Source organism: Enterobacter sp. KBR-315C3_2022 (assembly GCF_041399425.1).
In the GTDB taxonomy this organism is placed as follows: Bacteria; Pseudomonadota; Gammaproteobacteria; order Enterobacterales; family Enterobacteriaceae; genus Enterobacter.
Genome location: NZ_JBGKEB010000016.1, coordinates 1 through 19,769 on the forward strand (window position 1 = coordinate 1; position 19,769 = coordinate 19,769).

13 protein-coding genes and 1 pseudogene are annotated in these 19,769 nt (G+C 55.9%); all 14 read left to right on the plus strand.

Features of this window, described 5'->3' with window-relative positions; translation table 11 throughout:
- Positions 1 to 1,825, plus strand: a 1,825-nt coding sequence (locus tag AB8804_RS16290) for an AAA family ATPase (RefSeq protein ID WP_371187965.1), incomplete at its 5' end; no start/stop codon positions are given.
- Positions 1,822 to 4,194: a type VI secretion system Vgr family protein gene (locus AB8804_RS16295; RefSeq protein ID WP_371187967.1), complete on the plus strand. Its 2,373-nt coding sequence runs from the start codon at positions 1,822 to 1,824 to the stop codon at positions 4,192 to 4,194. The genes AB8804_RS16290 and AB8804_RS16295, both read left to right, overlap by 4 nt.
- A 9-nt stretch (positions 4,195 to 4,203) precedes the next feature.
- Positions 4,204 to 5,046, plus strand: coding sequence for a DUF4123 domain-containing protein (locus AB8804_RS16300; protein WP_371187969.1), 843 nt, complete (start codon positions 4,204 to 4,206; stop codon positions 5,044 to 5,046).
- A 13-nt stretch (positions 5,047 to 5,059) separates the two neighbouring features.
- Positions 5,060 to 7,594 (plus strand): T6SS effector BTH_I2691 family protein, encoded by a 2,535-nt coding sequence (locus AB8804_RS16305; RefSeq protein ID WP_371187971.1) that lies wholly within the window; start codon positions 5,060 to 5,062, stop codon positions 7,592 to 7,594.
- A 1-nt stretch (position 7,595) separates the two neighbouring features.
- Positions 7,596 to 8,570 (plus strand): DUF6708 domain-containing protein, encoded by a 975-nt coding sequence (locus AB8804_RS16310; RefSeq protein ID WP_371187973.1) that lies wholly within the window; start codon positions 7,596 to 7,598, stop codon positions 8,568 to 8,570.
- 76 nt (positions 8,571 to 8,646) lie between these two features.
- Entirely contained in the window at positions 8,647 to 9,621 is a 975-nt protein-coding gene (locus AB8804_RS16315; RefSeq protein ID WP_371187975.1) for a DUF6708 domain-containing protein, read from the plus strand.
- A 76-nt stretch (positions 9,622 to 9,697) separates the two neighbouring features.
- Positions 9,698 to 10,672 carry a DUF6708 domain-containing protein gene (locus AB8804_RS16320; RefSeq protein WP_371187977.1) on the plus strand — a complete coding sequence of 325 codons (975 nt, stop codon included), beginning with the start codon at positions 9,698 to 9,700 and terminating at the stop codon, positions 10,670 to 10,672.
- 170 nt (positions 10,673 to 10,842) lie between these two features.
- Entirely contained in the window at positions 10,843 to 11,109 is a 267-nt protein-coding gene (locus AB8804_RS16325) for a PAAR domain-containing protein (RefSeq protein WP_371187979.1), read from the plus strand.
- Complete coding sequence (locus AB8804_RS16330; protein WP_371187981.1) at positions 11,109 to 12,320, plus strand: hypothetical protein; 1,212 nt, start codon at positions 11,109 to 11,111, stop codon at positions 12,318 to 12,320. The genes AB8804_RS16325 and AB8804_RS16330 overlap by 1 nt, the downstream gene beginning before the upstream one ends.
- Positions 12,321 to 12,762: 442 nt before the next feature.
- Positions 12,763 to 15,861: pseudogene (locus AB8804_RS16335) on the plus strand (ImcF-related family protein); the annotation flags it as partial.
- Complete coding sequence (tssA, locus tag AB8804_RS16340) at positions 15,861 to 17,456, plus strand: type VI secretion system protein TssA (protein ID WP_371187983.1); 1,596 nt, start codon at positions 15,861 to 15,863, stop codon at positions 17,454 to 17,456. The pseudogene AB8804_RS16335 and the gene tssA, both read left to right, overlap by 1 nt.
- Positions 17,457 to 17,501: 45 nt before the next feature.
- Positions 17,502 to 18,185, plus strand: coding sequence for a CDP-alcohol phosphatidyltransferase family protein (locus AB8804_RS16345; RefSeq protein WP_371187985.1), 684 nt, complete (start codon positions 17,502 to 17,504; stop codon positions 18,183 to 18,185).
- Positions 18,178 to 18,831, plus strand: a complete 654-nt coding sequence (locus AB8804_RS16350) for a 1-acyl-sn-glycerol-3-phosphate acyltransferase (RefSeq protein ID WP_112013075.1) — start codon at positions 18,178 to 18,180, stop codon at positions 18,829 to 18,831. The genes AB8804_RS16345 and AB8804_RS16350 overlap by 8 nt, the downstream gene beginning before the upstream one ends.
- A complete protein-coding gene (locus tag AB8804_RS16355; RefSeq protein WP_371187988.1) occupies positions 18,828 to 19,763 on the plus strand; it encodes a phosphatidate cytidylyltransferase in 936 nt (311 codons plus the stop codon). Before AB8804_RS16350 ends, AB8804_RS16355 begins: the two co-directional genes overlap by 4 nt.
- Positions 19,764 to 19,769: the final 6 nt, after the last annotated feature.

Sequence of the window (19,769 nt, forward strand, 5' to 3'; positions counted from 1 at the left end):
CGACCTCGGCCTGCTGCAGGCGGGGGCGGGCGTGAAGGGCGAGTTCGAGCAGCGCCTGAAAAACATCATTGAGGCGGTGCAGCAGTCGCCGCTGCCGGTGCTGCTGTTTATCGACGAGGCGCACACCATCATCGGCGCGGGCAACCAGGCGGGCGGCGCGGACGCGGCCAACCTGCTCAAGCCCGCCCTGGCGCGCGGCGAGCTGCGCACCATCGCCGCCACCACCTGGAGCGAGTACAAGCAGTACTTCGAGCGCGACGCCGCGCTGGAGCGCCGCTTCCAGATGGTCAAGGTGGACGAGCCGGACGACGACACCGCCTGCCTGATGCTGCGCGGCCTCAAGTCCCGCTACGCGGAGCACCACGGCGTGCACATCACCGACGAGGCCGTTCGCGCCGCCGTCACCCTCTCACGTCGTTACCTCACCGGACGCCAGCTGCCGGACAAGGCGGTGGACCTGCTCGACACCGCCTCCGCGCGCGTGCGCATGAGCCTCGACACCGTGCCCGAGCCGCTGACCCGCATGCGGGCGCAGCTCACCGCGCTGGATATGGAAAAACAGGCGCTGCTGGAAGACATCGCGGTCGGAAGCCACTCCCACGGCGAGCGGCTGGCGGCGATTGAGCAGGAGGAGGGCCGCATCCTTCTGGCGCTTGAGGCGCGGGAAGCCCAGTACGGCGACGAGCTGACGCTCACGGAGCAGCTGCTGGCCTGCCGCCAGGACATCTCCCGCCAGGCGGACATCACCGATTTGCAGCGCCGGCTTGAAGGCGTGCAGCAGGGCAACCCGCTGCTGGGGCTGGACGTGGACGCCCGCACCGTGGCGACGGTCATCGCCGACTGGACCGGCGTGCCGCTCTCCTCGTTAATGAAGGACGAGCAGACGGAGCTGCTGAGCCTGGAGGAGAGCCTGGCGACGCGCGTGGTGGGCCAGGACGCGGCGCTGAACGCCATCGCGCAGCGCCTGCGCGCCGCCAAAACCGGCCTCGCGCCGGAGAACGGCCCGCAGGGCGTGTTCCTGCTGGTCGGCACCAGCGGCACCGGCAAGACCGAGACCGCGCTGGCGCTGGCCGACGAGATGTTCGGCGGCGAAAAATCCTTAATCACCATCAACCTCTCCGAGTACCAGGAGCCGCACACGGTTTCCCAGCTGAAGGGCTCCCCGCCGGGCTACGTCGGCTACGGCCAGGGCGGCATCCTCACCGAAGCGGTGCGCAAGCGCCCGTACAGCGTGGTGCTGCTCGATGAGGTTGAGAAGGCGCACCGGGACGTGATGAACCTGTTCTACCAGGTCTTTGACCGCGGGTTTATGCGCGACGGCGAGGGGCGCGAAATCGACTTCCGCAACACGGTTATCCTGATGACCTCCAACCTCGGCAGCGACCATCTTATGCAGCTGCTGAATGAATCCCCGGACGCGACGGAGGCAGACCTGCACGAGCTGCTGCGCCCGATCCTGCGCGACCACTTCCAGCCCGCGCTGCTGGCCCGCTTCCAGACGGTGATTTACCGTCCGCTGGGCCAGGCGGCGATGCGCACCATCGTCGGCATGAAGCTGAACCAGGTGAGCAAACGCCTGGCGCGCCACTACGGCATGAAAACCGTCATTGCCGACGGCCTGATGGACGCGCTAACCGACGCCTGCCTGCTGCCGGACACCGGGGCGCGCAACATCGACAGCCTGCTGAACCAGCAGATCCTGCCGGTGCTGAGCCAGCAGCTGCTGACGCACATGGCGGCGGGGCAGAAGCCTGAGTCGCTGAGCCTGGGCTGGGATGAGGAAGAGGGGATTGTGCTTGAGTTCAGCACAGGAGAGGCACCATGAGCACAAACCCCGTAACCCGTTTTACCCACAACCACCACCTGCTTTCGGTAAAGGACTGCCCGTCCACCACGGACGTGCTGGCGTTTACCGGCAGCGACGCGCTGAGCGTGCCGTTCAGCTACCGCATTGAGTTCACCAGCGATAACCACGCCATCGGCCGGGAGATGATGCTGATGAAGCCCGCGTCGCTGACCCTGCAGGCGCCGGTGGACCAGGGCTTCGGCATCAGGATGCAGCAGCCGGTGCGGGTGATTCAGGGGGTGGTGAGCGGGTTCGAGCGGCTCGGCACCTCGAAGGACGAGACGCACTACGCCCTGACCCTGCAGCCGCGCCTGGCGCTGCTGTCGCGCTCGCACCAGAATGCGATTTACCAGGACATGTCGGTGCCGCAGATAGTGGAGAAAATCCTGCGCGAGCGGCACGGCCTGCGCGGGCAGGACTTCCTGTTCTCGCTTTCAAAAGAGTATCCGCGCCGTGAGCAGGTGATGCAGTACGGCGAGGACGACCTGGGGTTCATCACCCGCCTGCTGGGCGAGGTGGGCATCTGGTTCCGCTTTACCACCGACACGCGGCTCAACATCGACGTGGTGGAGTTCTGCGACGGGCGGCAGGGGTATGAGAAGGGGCTGACGCTGCCGTCGGTGCCGCCGTCGGGCCAGCACGCGCAGGGCGCGGACTCGGTGTGGGGCATGCAGTGCCGCCACAGCGTGGTGCAGAAGCAGGTCAGCACGCGGGACTACAACTACCGCCAGGCGAATGAGGACATGAACGCCCTCGCGGACGTGACGGGCGGCGACGCCACCACCTACGGCGAGGCGTACCACTATGCGGACAACTACCTGACGGCGGGCGGCGCGTACGACCGCAGCCCGGCGCCGGAGACGGGGGCGTTTTACGCCCGGCTGCGCCACGAGCGCTACCTGAACGGGCAGACGCGGCTGTCGGGGGTGACCAGCAGCCCGGCGGTGGCGCCGGGGCAGGTGCTGACCGTGACGGGCGGGTTTGAGGTGGCGGAGGCGTTTGCACGCGGGGTGGTCATCACCGCGACGGAGAGCGAGGCCCGCCGGGACCGGGACTTTGAGGTGCGCTTTACGGGGATACCGGACGGCGCGGAGACGGCCTTCCGCCCGGAGCCGGGAAAACGCCCGGTGATGGCGGGGACGCTGCCGGCGCGGGTGACCAGCACCACGGAAAACGACGCCTACGGGCACATCGACAAGGACGGGCGCTACCGGGTCAACATGCTGTTTGACCGCGACGGCTGGGAGACCGGTTTCGAGAGCCTGTGGGTGCGCCAGTCCCGCCCGTACGCGGGAGACACCTACGGGCTGCACCTGCCGCTGCTGGCGGGGACGGAGGTGGCGATAGGCTTTGAGGACGGCAACCCGGACCGGCCGTACATTGCCGGGGTGCTGCACGACTCGGCGCACGGGGACCACGTCACCATCCGCAACTACAAGCGCAACGTGCTGCGCACGCCGTCGAACAACAAAATCCGCCTGGACGACGAGCGCGGGAAGGAGCACATCAAGGTCAGCACGGAGTACGGCGGCAAGAGCCAGCTGAACCTGGGGCACCTGGTGGACGGCGAGAAGCAACCGCGCGGGGAGGGGACTGAGCTGCGAACGGATGACTGGGCAGCCGTGCGCGGTGGTAAGGGGGTCCTTATTACTGCACAGGCTCAGCCTCAGGTGGCTGGTCAGCAGCTCAGTATGAACGAGATCAAGCAGCAGCTTTCCGATGCGCTTTCTCTGGCGGAATCACTGTCTGACGTGATGCAGACAGCACAGCTTGAACAGCTGGATAGCGGTACGCAGAAGAGTTTTCTTCAACAGAGCGTTGATTCTCTACAACAACCGGTCATTGTTGCGGGAGCCCCGGGGGGAATTGCCCTCTCCACATCGCAGCATATGCAGCTTAGTGCTAATGGTAACCAGATTCTGACAGCAGCGGGGAACACGGAAGTCTCCTCACTGAAACGGATGGTGCTGGCGGCAAAGCGTGGTCTGGTGGCTTTTGCCCATGAAATGGGGTTGAAGCTGATAGCCGCTTCTGGAAAAGTGACCATTCAGGCGCAGACTGATGCAATGGAAGTGACGGCAATGAAAGGCATCACCATCACCAGCACGCAGGATGAGATTGTGATCTCCGCACAAAAGAAAATCACCCTTCAATGCGGTGGCTCTTATGTGACCATTTCGCCGGATAAAATTGAAAACGGCACCAGTGGAGAATTCAAGGTGAAAAGCGCGAACTTCGATTATGCAGGAGGCGCTACCCTCAGCGCCACAATGCCAGGGTTTACGGCCTGTGAAAATACAGCTGCGGAGGCTGCTTCATCTGGTAGTGCTACTGTACCGCTAAGTTAAGGTTAAGATATGTTGCCCGAGAATTATCTTTCTGAACGTGCTGATTTTCATACACACCAATATGCATTAGTTGACCGCGTATTGTTTGAAAAATTACCAGATTCATTTCCTGCTATCGAGCTTGTTACCCCCTTAACGGCCCCGCAGGCTAAACTGTATCCCTGGTTAATACCGCTGCGGGAAATGAGTGGTTCTCAATGGCGGGATTTGATTAGCGATATTCAACGTGCTAACGATTCTGCAGAAATGCCGATGATTTGTCTTTTTTTGAAAAGCGAACTCCCTCCTGCTGTCATAAAAAACAGCTTATTAAGTATGATGTTCATGTTGGATGATCATAAGCGGAGACACATCCTACGTTTTTACGATCCGCGCGTTTTATTTCATATTCATTGGATGTTAAGTTCATGGGAGTTTCGCAGTAGATTTAATACGCGTGAGATCCCTTGCTGGACCTTCTGGCTAGAAGGGAAGTGGCATTCTCTGGCGTTTGAACAAACGCTTCCTTTTGATACAAACGTATCAAATTTTTCTTTTGAGAAAATCCAACGAATAAATTTGATCAATAAAGTGATGGCTGAACTGCCACAGGATAATAATAATACTGCCCGGCAAGAAATGAGTCGGCGAGTAGATTCTCTTCTGAAAGAATGCCCTCTTCAATCAGACGTGGACAAAATAGCATTTGCGACTCAGGGCGCGATATTTGGAGATGGGTTCTGGAATACGGGGAAAATTAAGGCGCTATTAAATGAATCCAGAAATGAACCAGGATATTACTCCAGAATAACATCAAGCTGGAACGATACTGACTGGCAAGAAATATTAAACAAAGATAATCATTGCACCTGAAGGAGCGAGACTGATGACAGACAGTAAAGGATGTACATTTTGTATCCGTCGTGGGTTACCGATCTTACCCGTTCGCCCGGCCCTCATGTCGCAGAATGAACCATTGCCAGTGTTACCCGGCACGATAGCCATGCCCGTCAGCCCGCAGGGAGAATCAGCCTATACAACGCGATTGTTACGAGAAGGATTCTTGTATATCTATGATGAAATGGTGAAAGGTTGGCTGGACTATTATGTCACCTCAGAAGGATATTATTATCCGTTACCAGTGAAAGGTCCGGTGCCGCCCGATTTGGTGGCAGGCAAGACAAAACCCTGTGCCAATAATCCTTCTGACCTTGCAAAAGCGTCTCTTATCACATTACCTGTGATGCCGTCAGGTAAGAAAAATGGTTTGTTCTGGTTCAGTTGGTCTCAGGTACAGTGGACGGATGAAACCCGTAAAAAACACGAAGATGCTGGTTATCGTGCAAGCCATATGCAACGGTTTGATATCGATGCATGGCTTAACACAGCGCAGGGAAAAAATGTACTCAAATTAGCCCAATTAAAAAACGTTGTAGCAGAGTACAGTGATTCTGCATCCAGCAGTAAAATTAGAGATTATTCTGGTACAACATGGAAGACATTTAAAAGCCAGGATGCTGACATGCTGCTTAATGAATCGCAGAAACTGTTACCCGATAAAGGTGCAATAGTTTTCTTGCAGGATCCCGCCGCTGTTTTACAAGATATTTCCTCATTAATCACATATCAGCTGGATAAAAATATTTATCAGCATCCAAAATATAAGCGTGAAGTGGCACTGTTATCATCCATCACGATGCTGAAAAAAACGCTTAGGGAACAGTTTGCCCGTGAAATGGTGCTTGAGAGTGAAAATTATGAAAATCTCGAGAGGAATTCCTATACGTACAGTGTCCCGGGTGATATCAGAGCGGATATTTCTGCCCGAAAATCCGATGCAACACTTAATGCCAGGGTCGATGCGAAATGGGCTGAATACGAAAAGTACTATGATACTGTAAAGGTGGAAGAATTCCGCAAAACTTTTGAGTCACTTCTGGCTCAATATAATTCCACCATTGTTGCACCAATGACGGAAATGTATCTGGACTGGATTCAGGGAAATTATATCCATAGTTACTTTCTGCATAACTTTGATCCAATGTCACCTGAAAATGGCATAGTGTACGTTGAAACGGTGAGCCAGTGTATACAGGGAATGCAGGATAAAATAGGAACGCAAGTCTATTTCCGAAAGATGCTGTTGGGCGATCCGAATGACACGACGAATATTGTTGCACGTGCGTTGTCACTGAATCAAAAAACGTTAATTGAAGCCACGCAAAAGGCGATGCAGGGCAGCCCTGACTGGATGTCAATTCAGTGGAATGCGATTGCAGATACCTATAAAACAACCCTGGACCGCATGGCGGAAAACACAGCGGGTGTAGTGGGCAGGCTGGTGGCCCTGCTCGGTGGCCCACTTATGGGGGCAATAGACAGCGCATTGTCTTCGGGCACGATGTTTCATGCCATGGTCTCTCTTGGGGCTCTGAGTAATAAAGCGATTGTCACATTAACTAAAACGGCAACCCGCAAAGAGTTTGTATCACAGGTCGTCAGACAATTGGCCATTGAAGGCGGAGTGAGTAGCCGTTCCGCCACGAGTTCGCTTCGTCACTATGTTGACCGGGAGCTGCGCCGTTTGCAGATTGATGGTTTGCCGCTTGATGGTGAGCAGTCGAAAAAGTTTATTGCGATGATCAATGTTGAGGATGCTACAAGATTACGCGCCCTGCCTGAAGCGGAGCGCGGCAAAGCCCTGGCTAAAGTCATCAGAACATCCGCTTCTGTTGAGGCCGAGCAGTTCACCCGCTGGCAGGGCAGCGTTACCCGAGGCATTCAAAATTCTCAGCAGGCTTTCCCCTTTTTGCTAGGGGCTATTTCTGTCGCTTTCCAGTCGTACGCGCTATATAGTTCAATGGATTATAGGAGCAATACGCTGACGCCAAACCAGGATGAGGCGCAGAAGCGCTTTGCAGGAAATGTTGCAGCTGGAGTTGGGACGATGTTCGGTATTGTTGAGTCGGGGCTGAAGAAGATGAACTGGCTGGGTAGTACGCCTTCAATGCGAAGAGTTATAGGGTATAAATCTGTGGAATGGGTTGGGAAGTTACTTGGTGCCGCGGGCGGAGCGGTGGCTGCATATTATGATTTTTCTCATGCAGTAGATGAATGGCAAAAGGGAAATGAACATCGTGGCCTTGCCATCGCTTATGGATTCCAAACCGCCGCAGATATAACACTTATAGTTGCTTGCATTATTACTATACCTGTATGGATAATTGTTGTAGCGGTTATAACAATATTATTTTCATCGATATATATATTGTTTAATTGTCAGACTAAAATTCAGGAATGGTTAGCATCTTGCCTATGGAGAAAGATTCCGGGAGGTATGCCTAGAGATAAATGGCCTGAGATCTGGCCTGCGGAAACTGAGATGCAAGAGTTGAAACTTGCACTGGAGGAGGGAGTATAAGATGGACTATTACGGGTTATATCCAAAGTTTAAAGTAAATCGTCCGCTTAATGAAAGTGAAAGTGAGTTTCAATTTGACCGGAAACAATCTGTTCAGTCAGTTTGTGCTAATGTCATGGTTTCAGATTGTTCGGTAGTAAAAATTAATTCTACCTATCTTGAAGTTGTTGATAAATATTATGAGCAAAAAGGCATTGTAAGTACTGTTACGGCGTTTGGTATATTCCTTCTTTTAGGAATGCTTTCTGCAATGATTTTCACCTCAATTACAAGAGCACATTTTGATTGGAGTGATATTTGGTATTTACTTGCATTATGTATACCAACCGTACCCGTTATCGTTCTTTGCATTATCATACTTAAAACGGAATGGTTTGCCTGGACACACTATCCCATTCGCTTTAACCGTAAAGAACAGCTTGTCCATGTCCATCGTCTTAACGGCACGGTTTTTACCGTCCCATGGGATAAGGTATTTTTCACCACCGGACTGAGCCACCCTAAGGGTCCAACCAAGGCCTGGTATATCAGCGGGCATGTGCTGGCCGATGACGGGATTACCGTGACGGAAACTTTCTGTTTGCCGGCATCACACCTGATCCGTGAAGAGCTGTTCCGGCACTGGGAGTTTATTCGCCGCTATATGGAGGAAGGTCCGGAAGCGGTGGTGGATGCCGTGGATATCTGCATGCCGGTTGACGGACGGCGGGAAGGGTATAGTTTTGGCCTGCTGCGTCTGCTGATGAACTTCAGCGGCTCTACTATTTTTCTTTTCCCTCTGACGTTTCCGGTGTGTCTGGTGTTAAGCGTCTCCCGCTACATTGCGATGCTGACCAGCAAAATACCGACGTGGCCGCAGGAAGTGGAAGCGCTGTGCCGGATTGACCCGGACGATCCCGTGAATCTTAGCGCAGCCACTAATTCCAGACATCTGTGGCGTGATTTGTTTACAAACCCACCCCGGCATGTGTACTAGAAAACGGATGAAGCGAGTCCCAAACAAGGAATGAAAATGGCTCAGTTAAAACTTGTACCATGGGAAGGCGCGTAAGATGGACTATTACGGGTTATATCCAAAGTTTAAAATAAATCGCCTGCTTAATGAAAGCGAAAGAAATCTTCAGCTTCATCAGAAACAAGCTTTTCATTTCACTAATGAACAGACCATAGTTTCGGATGTGTCAGTAATAAAAATGAATTCAACCTACCTGGAAATGGTTGATAAATACTATGGGCAAAAAGGGTTTTCGAGTATTTTTGTAGGCTTTTCAATATGCCTTCTTATCTACGGCGTGATATCTATATCATATATTATTGTTAATCGAGGCTGTTTTTATTGGGGAGATGTGGGGCTATTTTTGACTGTCGTTGGCAGTTTTATTCCAATTGCTCTTTTTTTATTAAAATTACTCAAAACGGAATGGTTTGCCTGGACACACTATCCCATTCGCTTTAACCGTAAAGAACAGCTTGTCCATGTCCATCGTCTTAACGGCACGGTTTTTACCGTCCCATGGGATAAGGTATTTTTCACCACCGGACTGAGCCACTCTAAGGGTCCAACCAAGGCCTGGTATATCAGCGGGCATGTGCTGGCCGATGACGGGATAACCGTGACGGAAACTTTCTGTTTGCCGGCATCACACCTGATCCGTGAAGAGCTGTTCCGGCACTGGGAGTTTATTCGCCGCTATATGGAAGAAGGCCCGGAAGCAGTGGCGGATGCCGTGGATATCTGCATGCCGGTTGACGGACGGCGGGAAGGGTATACGTTTGGCCTGCTGCGTCTGCTGATGAACTTCAGCGGCTCTACTATTTTTCTTTTCCCGCTGACGTTTCCGGTGTGTCTGGTATTAAGCGTTTCCCGCTACATTGCGATGCTGACCAGCAAAATACCGACGTGGCCGCAGGAGGTGGAAGCGCTGTGCCGGATTGACCCGGACGATCCCGTGAACCTTAGCGCAGCCACTAACTCCAGGCATTTGTGGCGTGATTTGTTTACAAACCCACCCCGCCATGTGTATTAGAAAACGGATGAAGCGAGGCCCAAACAAGGAATGAAAATGGCTCAGTTAAAACTTGTACCATGGGAAGGCGCGTAAGATGGACTATTACGGGTTATATCCAAAGTTTAAAATAAATCGCCCGCTTAATGAAAGTGAAAGAAACGATCAGCTTCATCAAAAAGAACCTTCCTATTTAACTGATCAGCAAATTATTATTTCAGATGCATCCGTAGTAAAAATGAATTCGACCTATTTGGAAATGGTTGATAAATACTATGCACAAAAAAGTGTATTAAGTTTTTTCGCTTTTTTGGGTGGGTGTATACTGACGTGCACATTCATCAGTTTGCTATATGTATTTTTAAGTAGGGGATATTTCGACTGGGGAGATATATGGGTACTGGTAATCGTAGCCATAGTTTATGCACCAATCATTTTTTTTTCATGGGTACTACTCAAAACGGAATGGTTTGCCTGGACACACTATCCCATTCGCTTTAACCGTAAAGAACAGCTTGTCCATGTCCATCGTCTTAACGGCACGGTTTTTACCGTCCCATGGGATAAGGTTTTTTTCACCACCGGACTGAGCCACCCTAAGGGGCCAACCAAGGCCTGGTATATCAGCGGGCACGTGCTGGCTGATGACGGGATTACCGTGATGGAAACTTTCTGTTTGCCAGCATCACACCTGGTCCGTGAAGAGCTTTTCCGGCACTGGGAGTTTATTCGCCGCTATATGGAAGAAGGCCCGGAAGCGGTGGTGGATGCCGTGGATATCTGCATGCCGGTTGACGGACGGCGGGAAGGGTATGGTTTTGGCCTGCTGCGTCTGCTGATGAACTTCAGTGGCTCCACTATTTTTCTTTTCCCGCTGACGTTTCCGGTGTGTCTGGCGTTAAGCGTTTCCCGCTATATTGCGATGCTGACCAGCAAAATACCGACGTGGCCGCAGGAGGTGGAAGCGCTGTGCCCGATTGACCCGGACGATCCCGTGAACCTCAGCGCAGCCACTAACTCCAGGCATTTGTGGCGTGATTTGTTTACAAATCCACCCCGCCATGTGTTTTAAAAGCTAGTGAAACGAGTCCCGAGGTCTAATTATTTTCAGTTAACAGTGAGTAATTTATTATTTCCAGACTTTCCATAATGAGGAAAGTTAATACCACTCTAATAAAATCGTATTTAGATGTGTGGACGTCGCAAGCCTACTAAAAGTAAATTCATAACAAGGAAAATACGATGAAAGGCATCATTCGTAAAAATGACAAATTGTCCAGCGGTGGGTATGTTGCGGAAGGTTCAACAACCATGAAGTTTGGCGGTATTGGTGTTGCGCACAAGGATGACCCGGTTAGTTGTCCATTGGAAGGCCATAATCCTTCTTTTATTGCCGAAGGCCATCCAACCTTTAAAGATAACGGCAGGCAGGTTGCCTTTCACGGCTATAAATGTACCTGTGGTTGTACGCTTATTTCTTCCCTCGGAAATGCCACGACGAGTAAATAATGCCAGTCGATCTCACTTGTATACCTGAGCGAGCTGAAAACCGACCAGCTCCCTCAATCAGACGCTGGCTAATAATGTTGACGGTGCTAGCGATCGCAAATGGGCTGATTGTCGCCTGGCTTTGGCCCAGCGGCGTATCCACGCGTATTCCGTTATTTTGGATCTATTTTCCGGGTGGGGCGATTCTTATCTGGTCAATGCTGATTATTTTTCGGTTCGCGGTTTTTCTTGCACCGGTATTCGACAACGGTGGCTGGAATGATGCGCGCGAAAACGATTTGGCACTGGAGATCCTGCGTGGGCAGCGTAGCGTGGCGATGCTGGCTCAGGTTGTCCAGCTTCCACATCTGGTCGGCTCCGGGTCGTTATCTGGTCAGTTGCTGCTGCCAGATGGGATCGCGTTACCTCCTGATATTGATAGCGTCACGCAGAATATCATTCATCAGGCCCGGTTTAATGATTCATCACTTGCGAGCATAGACAGACTACAAATACGGCTTCAAGAGCTGCTGTCAGACCACCTGCTGCAGAACGCTTTGCGTCGTCTGCCTGCGCAAAGCTCTCTTACTGTCGCATTGCTAACAAACCATCAGGAGTTGCCTACTCCGGAGCTTCAGCAGATAACAGAAAATCTTTTTAGAGAGATAACTGGATTGTCACTCCCCCTTTCTTTTATTGATGGCGTCGGGCTGGAGATTCTGGATTGCTGGCTGGACGAGTGGGAAACGACTCACCCTCTACTGGTACTTACGGTGAATCAGAGTGAAAAGGATAGCGATGGTATGGGCGAAGCCGCCGTTGCGCTGTTGTTACAGCAGGATGAACGCTTTATTGAGAACGCAGCGGTATCTGTACACCGGCCTGAGTTGACTCATCCAGAGCAAGGAATGGGGTATGCCTTGCAACAGGCATTGCTATGGGGGATGACCACGCCAGATGACATTAGACAAATTTGGCTGACGGGCACAGGAATTGAAAACAAAGCCGATGGGCTTTTTTCAACTGCGGGGGTTCGTTTCCTGGCAGCGGGACAGCCCTGCGATATTGATTTACGTACCGGGCAAACCGGATGCGCATCGGCATGGCTAGCGTTAGCTGTAGCAGCAGAAAATGTTGTAGCAACTTCATCTCCACAGTTGGTTATGTGTGTTGACGCAGAACGTCAGTCTCCATGGTTTACGGTGATCCGCTCTCCGTCCAACACCGACTAAATTCATCTCTTTTCACCGTTGCTTATTGCTGTAACAGGACAGTGTCTGCTGTCTGCCAGCTTTTGTGCAGGAGTAAACTTTAGTGAAGCGCTTTAGCTCATCATTAAATATTTTTAAAAATCCAGGTCTTCAGCTCTGGCTACTCTGCTTTGCCATTCTGGGATTGGGCGGCGGAATTTTTCTTATGCTGATGCTGCATCCTGAGTGGATCAGCTTAGAGCGAGACTCCGTCGTGTGGTGGGTCTCGGTAATTATCGTTGCATTTATCACCCTTTTTATATTTGCGGGCGTCTTGATTCTGATGTTTACCAGCAGAAGCGTAGGTGGACACCGATATTTAAAAGCGAAACAGCGGGAAGTGGGGCCTGGTAAAAATTCTCCCGACGATAAAACGATTATAAGTGAAAATAAACGCTGTTTTCGCAGCGTTATGGCCCATCTTCGCCGCCGCTATGGTGCATTATGGCGCCGTAAAGTCCGCCTTCTGCTTATTACCGGTAATACCGCGACAATAGAAAACCTCATTCCCGGCCTGCAAACCCACCAATGGCTGGAAGGCGATCGCACCGTGCTGATTTACGGTGGCAGCTTAAATGACGACATTGATTTAGACAGATACAGCGAACTGCGCAAGCTGCGCCGCGGTCGTCCTCTGGACGGCATTATCCGCGTAATTTCAGAAGCGCAACCGCTTACCCCGCAAATAAGCGATAGCGACCTGCGCGGTCTGGAAAAAATCAGCGAGGCGCTGCGTTACTCCGCGCCCGTCTGGCTATGGCAGGTTTGCGACAGCGCGTGGCCGCAAGCCGGGCGTGAGCCGCAGGCGGTCGGTATTACGCTGCCGTCGCGGGCCACGCCGGAATATGTCAAAGAGCAGCTAGAGCGACTGCTTCCTCAATTACGAGAGCAGGGGCTCTCTCAGGTGGCTGAAGAGCACCAGCATGATTTCCTGCTGCGGCTGGCTCAGCGGCTTGAGCACGGGGAAAGCGAACGCTGGGCGTCACGTTTGACGCCGTGGATGTTCCGCGCGCAACAGCGCATCCCTCTGCGGGGGCTGACGTTTAGCCTTGCGGACAAGCCAGAGCATAACCTTGAACGTGCAGAGAATAGCGGTTTTCACGGCCATAAAAACGCCCTGACGCTGCCGGAAACCTGGCAAGGCATCCTCACCGACTGTACCCGCGTGCGAGGCCGTCGGGTTGGCATGGCCTGGGAGCAGACGCTGGCGTGGGCCATCATGGCGGTACTGGGCGTCTGGGGCGCCGGGCTGCTGCTCTCCTTCGCGCTGAACTACAGCCAGATTTCCTCGGTTGCCGACAAGGCCCGCACCCTGGTCGATCACCCTTCGGTGTCGGACTACCAGCTGACGGCGCTCCACGATTTGCGTAACGATGCGGGCCGTCTCCAGCACCGTATTCAGGACGGCGCGCCGTGGTACCAGCGCTTTGGCCTGGATCATAACCAGCAGCTGCTGGGCGCGATGCTGCCGTGGTACGGCGTGGCAAACAACCGCCTGATCCGCGATCCGGCCAGCGCGGCGCTGATGCAGAAGCTGCAAGCGCTGGCAAACTCGGCCCCCAACAGCGACCAGCGCGCGCAGCTGGCGAAACCGGGCTATGACCAGCTGAAGGCCTGGCTGATGATGGCCCATCCGGACAAGGTCGACGGCGCGTTTTATGCGCAGACGATGCAGGCCGTACAGCCAACGCGGATGGGCATCTCCACCGCGCTGTGGCAAAGCCTGTCGCCCGACCTGTGGGCGTTTTACATCACCGGGCTTCCGGCACAGCCGCAGTGGAAAATCACGCCGGACGCGGCGCTCGTCGGCCAGAGCCGCCAGGTGCTGCTCCAGCAGATTGGGCGGCGCAATGCGGAAGGTACGCTCTACGAGAACATGCTCAAATCGGTGCGCCGCAACTTTGCGGACGTCTCGCTGGAGGATATGACCAGCGGCACCGATGCCCGCCGCCTCTTCACCACCGACGAGACCGTGCCGGGCATGTTTACCCGTCAGGCCTGGGACGGGGGCATTCAGCAGGCGATTGAGAAAGCCGCGAAGTCCCGCCGGGACGAGATTGACTGGGTGCTCAGCGACAGCCGCAGGACCGTATCAAGCGATCTCTCCCCGGAAGCGCTGAAGGCGCGCCTGACGCAGCGCTACTTCACGGACTTCGCTGGCAGCTGGCTGAACTTCCTCAACAGCCTGCAGTGGAATCCGGTGCAGAACATCGCCGACGTGACCGACCAGCTGACGCTGATGAGCGACGTGCGCCAGTCTCCGCTGATTGCCCTGATGAACACCCTGGCGTGGCAGGGGCAGACCGGAGAGCAGAGCGAAGGGCTGTCCGACTCGATCATCAAGTCAGCCAAAGATCTGATCGGCAATAAAGACAAGCCGGTTATCGATCAGCAGGCCGCCGGGCCGCAGGGGCCGCTGGATGAAACCTTCGGGCCGCTGCTGGCCCTGATGGGGAAAAACAAAGCCAGCAACGTGATGTCGGCGGACAACTCCCTCAGCCTGCAAACGTATCTCACCCGCATCACCCGCGTGCGTCTGCGCCTGCAGCAGGTGGCGAGCGCGTCCGATCCGCAGGAGATGATGCAGACGCTGGCCCAGACCGTTTTCCAGGGGAAAAGCGTCGATCTGACCGATACCCAGCAGTACGGCAGCCTGGTGGCGGCAAGCCTCGGGGAAGAGTGGAGCGGGTTTGGCAACACGATGTTTGTGCAGCCGCTGACCCAGGCATGGGAAACGGTATTGCAGCCGTCGGCGGCCAGCCTGAACGAACGCTGGAGCCGCTCGGTGGTGGCGAACTGGCGCACGGCGTTTGACGGGCGCTTCCCGTTTGCCGACAGCAAGAGCGACGCCTCCCTGCCGATGCTGGCCGAATTTATCCGCAAGGACAGCGGCCGCATTGACCGCTTCCTGACCACCGAGCTGAGCGGCGTGCTGCATAAAGAAGGCAGCCAGTGGGTACCGGACAACGCGCACAGCCAGGGGCTGACGTTCAATCCCGCCTTCCTGAAGGCCGTGAACCAGCTGAGCCAGCTGTCGGACATCCTCTTTACCGACGGCAGCCAGGGGATCACCTTCGAGCTGCAGGCGCGTCCGGCGCCTCAGGTGGTTGAAACGCAGCTGACCATTGACGGACAGAAGCTGCACTACTTCAACCAGATGTCGGACTGGCAGTCCTTCCGCTGGCCGGGCGAGACCTACAAGCCGGGCACCATGCTGACCTGGACCTCCACCAGCGCGGGCGCGCGCCTGTTCGGAGACTACACCGGCACGTGGGGCTTCATTCGCTGGCTGGAGCAGGGCAAGCGTCAACAGCTTGACCGCAGTCAGTGGATGATGAGCTTTACCGCGCCGGATGGCCGCACCCTGCAGTGGGTGCTGCGCTCACAGCTGGGCAGCGGTCCGCTTGCGCTGCTGGGCATGCGTAACTTTGCCCTGCCGGACAACATTTTTAGCGTGGATGCGTCTGCCGCCGCGCAGGCGCTGAGCACCACGGATAACTCCCCCATGGATGAGATGGAATAATGGCTGCATTACAGAATGTGCTCCACGCCTGCGGCGTGGATGAAAATACCCTGCTGAGCCAGGCCCGGGCGCGCTGCGCCGACTGGGAGCGCTGGCTGGTGCCCGTGCAGGAAAATCAGCCTACGGGCGACGATCCGGGCTATGACGACGACTTCCAGCGGATCCGCGAAGAGGTCAACAAGCTCTCCGGTATTGATACCGCGCTGATCTGCGAGCTGGCCGAAAAGCTGCTGACCACCACCTGCAAGGATGTGCGGGTCATTGGCTTCTACGCGTGGGCGCGGCTGCATCAGGACGGTGAAGCCGGTTTTGCGCAGGGCGTTGAGCTGCTGGCGGCAACGCTTTCGCGGTTCGGCAACGATCTGCATCCGCTGCGCGCCCGCAGCCGCAAATCGGCTCTGGAGTGGCTCGGCAGCAGCCGCATGCTCGACAGCCTTTCTCTCTATCCTGAGGTCGATATGTCGCTCATGCAGCGCATCGCAGGCGCGCTGCTGCTGGCGGAGCAGGCGTTTGAGACGCTTGACGAGGCGTCCCGCCCGGAGCTGGGCGGTCTGTATCTGGCCCTGGATAACCGGCTGGTTCAGAGCGGCGGCGCGAACTCGATGGTGCCGCAAACCAGCCGCGAAGAGAGCGCGGGGTCCTCCTCGGCGGCATCTTCCGCGCCGATGATGAATGCCGTGACGTCGGGGCGGGATCTGCTCGATCAGGCCAAAGTGCTGGCGAAATACCTGCGCGACCAGCCCGGCGGCTGGCTGGCGGGGCATCATCTGCTCAAAAGCGTCCGCTGGGACACGCTGACGGAGCTGCCCCCGCTGGATGCCGCCGGGCGCACTCGCCTGGTTCCGCCCAAGCCCGACAACAAGGCGCATCTTAAGCGCCTGTATCTGCAGAAAAGCTGGTCCGAGCTGCTTGAGCATACCGACACGCTGCTGGCGCAGGGCGTTAACCACCTGTGGCTGGACGTGCAGTGGTACGCCTGGCAGGCGCTGGTCAAGCTGGATGCCGACAGCGTGCGCGCCGACATCATCTGTCGCGACCTCAAGGGACTTCTGGCCCGCCTTCCCGGGCTGGAAGCGCTGGCCTTCAACGACGGCACGCCGTTTGCCGACGAGGTGACGCTGGCCTGGATCAACGAAAGCGTGCTGGACGACATCTCCGGCTGGCAGGATAAGCCGGTTTCAGCCGCGGCCGCGGGCAGCGATGACGTGCTGGCCCTCGAGCCTGAAGTGCTGGCGAAAGCCGACAGCGAGGGCATTGAGGCCGCGCTCGGCTGGCTTCAGGGGCAGCCGGGCTACGCCACGCCCCGCGAGCGGTGGCTAATGCGCCTGCTCATGGCCCGGGTGAGCGAACAGTACGGTAAAAACGACATGGCGCTGCATCTGCTGCGCGAGCTCGACGCCAGCGCCCGCTCGCTGACGCTTGAGCAGTGGACGCCGGAGCTGATGTTTGAGGTTAAGGCCCGCAGCCTCAAGCTGCTGCGCGGCCGGGCCGCTCGCGGTGAGGTCGATAAAACGCGGCTGCAGGCCGATATGGATACGCTCCTCTCCGGCCTTATCGCGCTGGATCCTGCGCGCGCGGCGGTGCTGTGCGGGTAACCCCTCCCTAATACCACGACTAACATCTTTAACGAGAATGGCATCATGGCTGTAAATACAAACGATCGTCGCCCCATCACGACGCGGGATAAAACCTGGGCCAAACAGAGCGCGCTGTGGCTAAAAAACAAAGGCGTCACGCCGAATCAGATTTCGCTGGCAAGTACGGGATGCGCGCTGCTTTCCGGTCTCTGCTTTTTGTTCGCCTTTAACTTCTCCTCGCTCATCATCCGGGATGGCATATTGCTGCTGGGCGCGGCGCTGATTCAGGGCAGGCTCATCTGCAACCTGCTTGACGGCATGGTAGCCGTGGAGGGCGGGCTGGCAACGCCCGCCGGGCCGGTCTACAACGAATTGCCGGACAGGGTGTCCGACACGCTGATTCTGGTGGGCGTGGGCTATGGCCTGAGCGCGATCCCCTTCGCCGGCACGCTCGGCTGGATAGCGGCGCTGCTGGCGCTGATGACCGCCTACCTGCGCCTTCTGGGCGGAACCTGCGGCCTACGTCAGCATTTCCTCGGGCCGATGGCCAAACAGCACCGAATGGCGTTCCTTTGCGGCGGCGCGCTGCTGGCGCTTTTCCTGCCCGCGGCCTACGGCCAAAGGCTGCTGTTTCTGTGCCTGATGGTAATCAGCATTGGGTCACTTTTCACCTGCTGGCGGCGCGGGAAATGCATTCTGGACGAGCTGCACCTGAACGCGGTGACGCAGGAGGCAGCGGATGAATAACGTGCCTGAGACCACCCTGAGCAGCCGCCTGGTGAGCGGGTGCCTGATTCGCATATGTCGGCTGCTTACCGGCGTGCGCGCGCGCTGGCTCGCGCCGGTGCCCGACAGCGCATCGGTCAGAATTTACTATGCCAACCACTCCAGCCATCTTGACGGCATTGTGATTTGGGCCAGCATGCCCGCCCGGCTGCGGCCTACCGTTCGCCCCGTTGCGGCGGCGGATTACTGGGAAGCCTCGCCGCTGCGCCGCTACATCGCCCGCCGCATTTTTAACGCGGTGCTGATTAAGCGTCGGCCTTCCGCGGAGGAGGGGAGTCAGCCAAATAACGCGCTTGAGCTGATGAGCGAGGCCCTGAACCACGCGCAGTCGCTGATTATTTTTCCCGAGGGGACGCGGGGAAACGGTGAAGATATCTCCGCGTTTAAGAGCGGCCTCTGGCATCTGGCGCGAATGAACCCCGGCGCTCAGCTGGTGCCTGTCTACCTTGAAAACCTCAACCGCGTTCTGCCGAAAGGCTCTCGTCTGGTGGTGCCGGTTTTATGCTCCGCGACCTTTGGCGAGGCGATCTCTCCGCCCCAGGACGGAGAAGAAAAACAGGCATTTTTACAACGCGCCAGGGAAGCGCTGGAGGAACTTAAGTCATGAATTTTCAGGATCATGCCCTGATCGCGCTGCTGGTCGGTCTCTTTGGCCTCCTGCTTTTTGCCAGCATTACGGGCTTCATTATTGAAAAAGCCAAAGGCAGAACGCCGGTCATTATTAACCTCAACGCCCGCATCCGCGCGTGGTGGGTGATGTGCCTGCTCTCCGTGGCGGCGATGCTGTGCGGCCCGGTTGGCTCAACGCTGCTGTTCGCGATGATGTCGCTGCTGGCCTTAAGAGAGTGCATCACGCTGACGCCAACGCATCGCGGCGATCATGAGGCGCTGTTCTGGTGCTTCTTTATTCTTCTGCCGCTGCAGTACGTGCTGGTGGGGATACAGTGGTACGGCACCTTTGCCATTTTTATTCCGGTCTTCGCCTTTTTATTCATTCCAACCCGCATGGCGCTGGCCGGGGATTCAAAAAACTTTCTCGAGCGCAGCGCCAAAATCCAGTGGAGCATGATGATTGCCGTGTACTGCATTAGCTATGCGCCAGCGCTGCTGATGCTCCCCATTCCGGGCTATGAGCATCAGAACATTAAGCTGCTGCTGTTCCTGATGATCGTCGTACAAATCTCAGACGTCCTGCAGTACGTCTTTGGCAAGCTGATGGGCAAACGCCCCATCGCGCCTCGCCTGAGCCCGAATAAAACCGTTGAAGGGTTCGTGGGCGGCATCGGCACGGCGACGCTGGTGGGAACGCTGCTCTGGTGGATCACGCCCTTCGCGCCGTGGCAGGCCGCGCTGATTTCACTGGCGATCACGCTGCTCGGCTTTGCCGGCGGGCTGTGCATGTCTGCGATTAAGCGTGACCGCGGCGTGAAGGATTTTGGCGCCACGATCGAAGGCCACGGCGGCATGATGGACAGAATTGATTCCCTGTGCTTCGCCGCCCCCGTTTTTTTCCATATCGTTCGGTTTTGGTTTACCTGAGCCCCG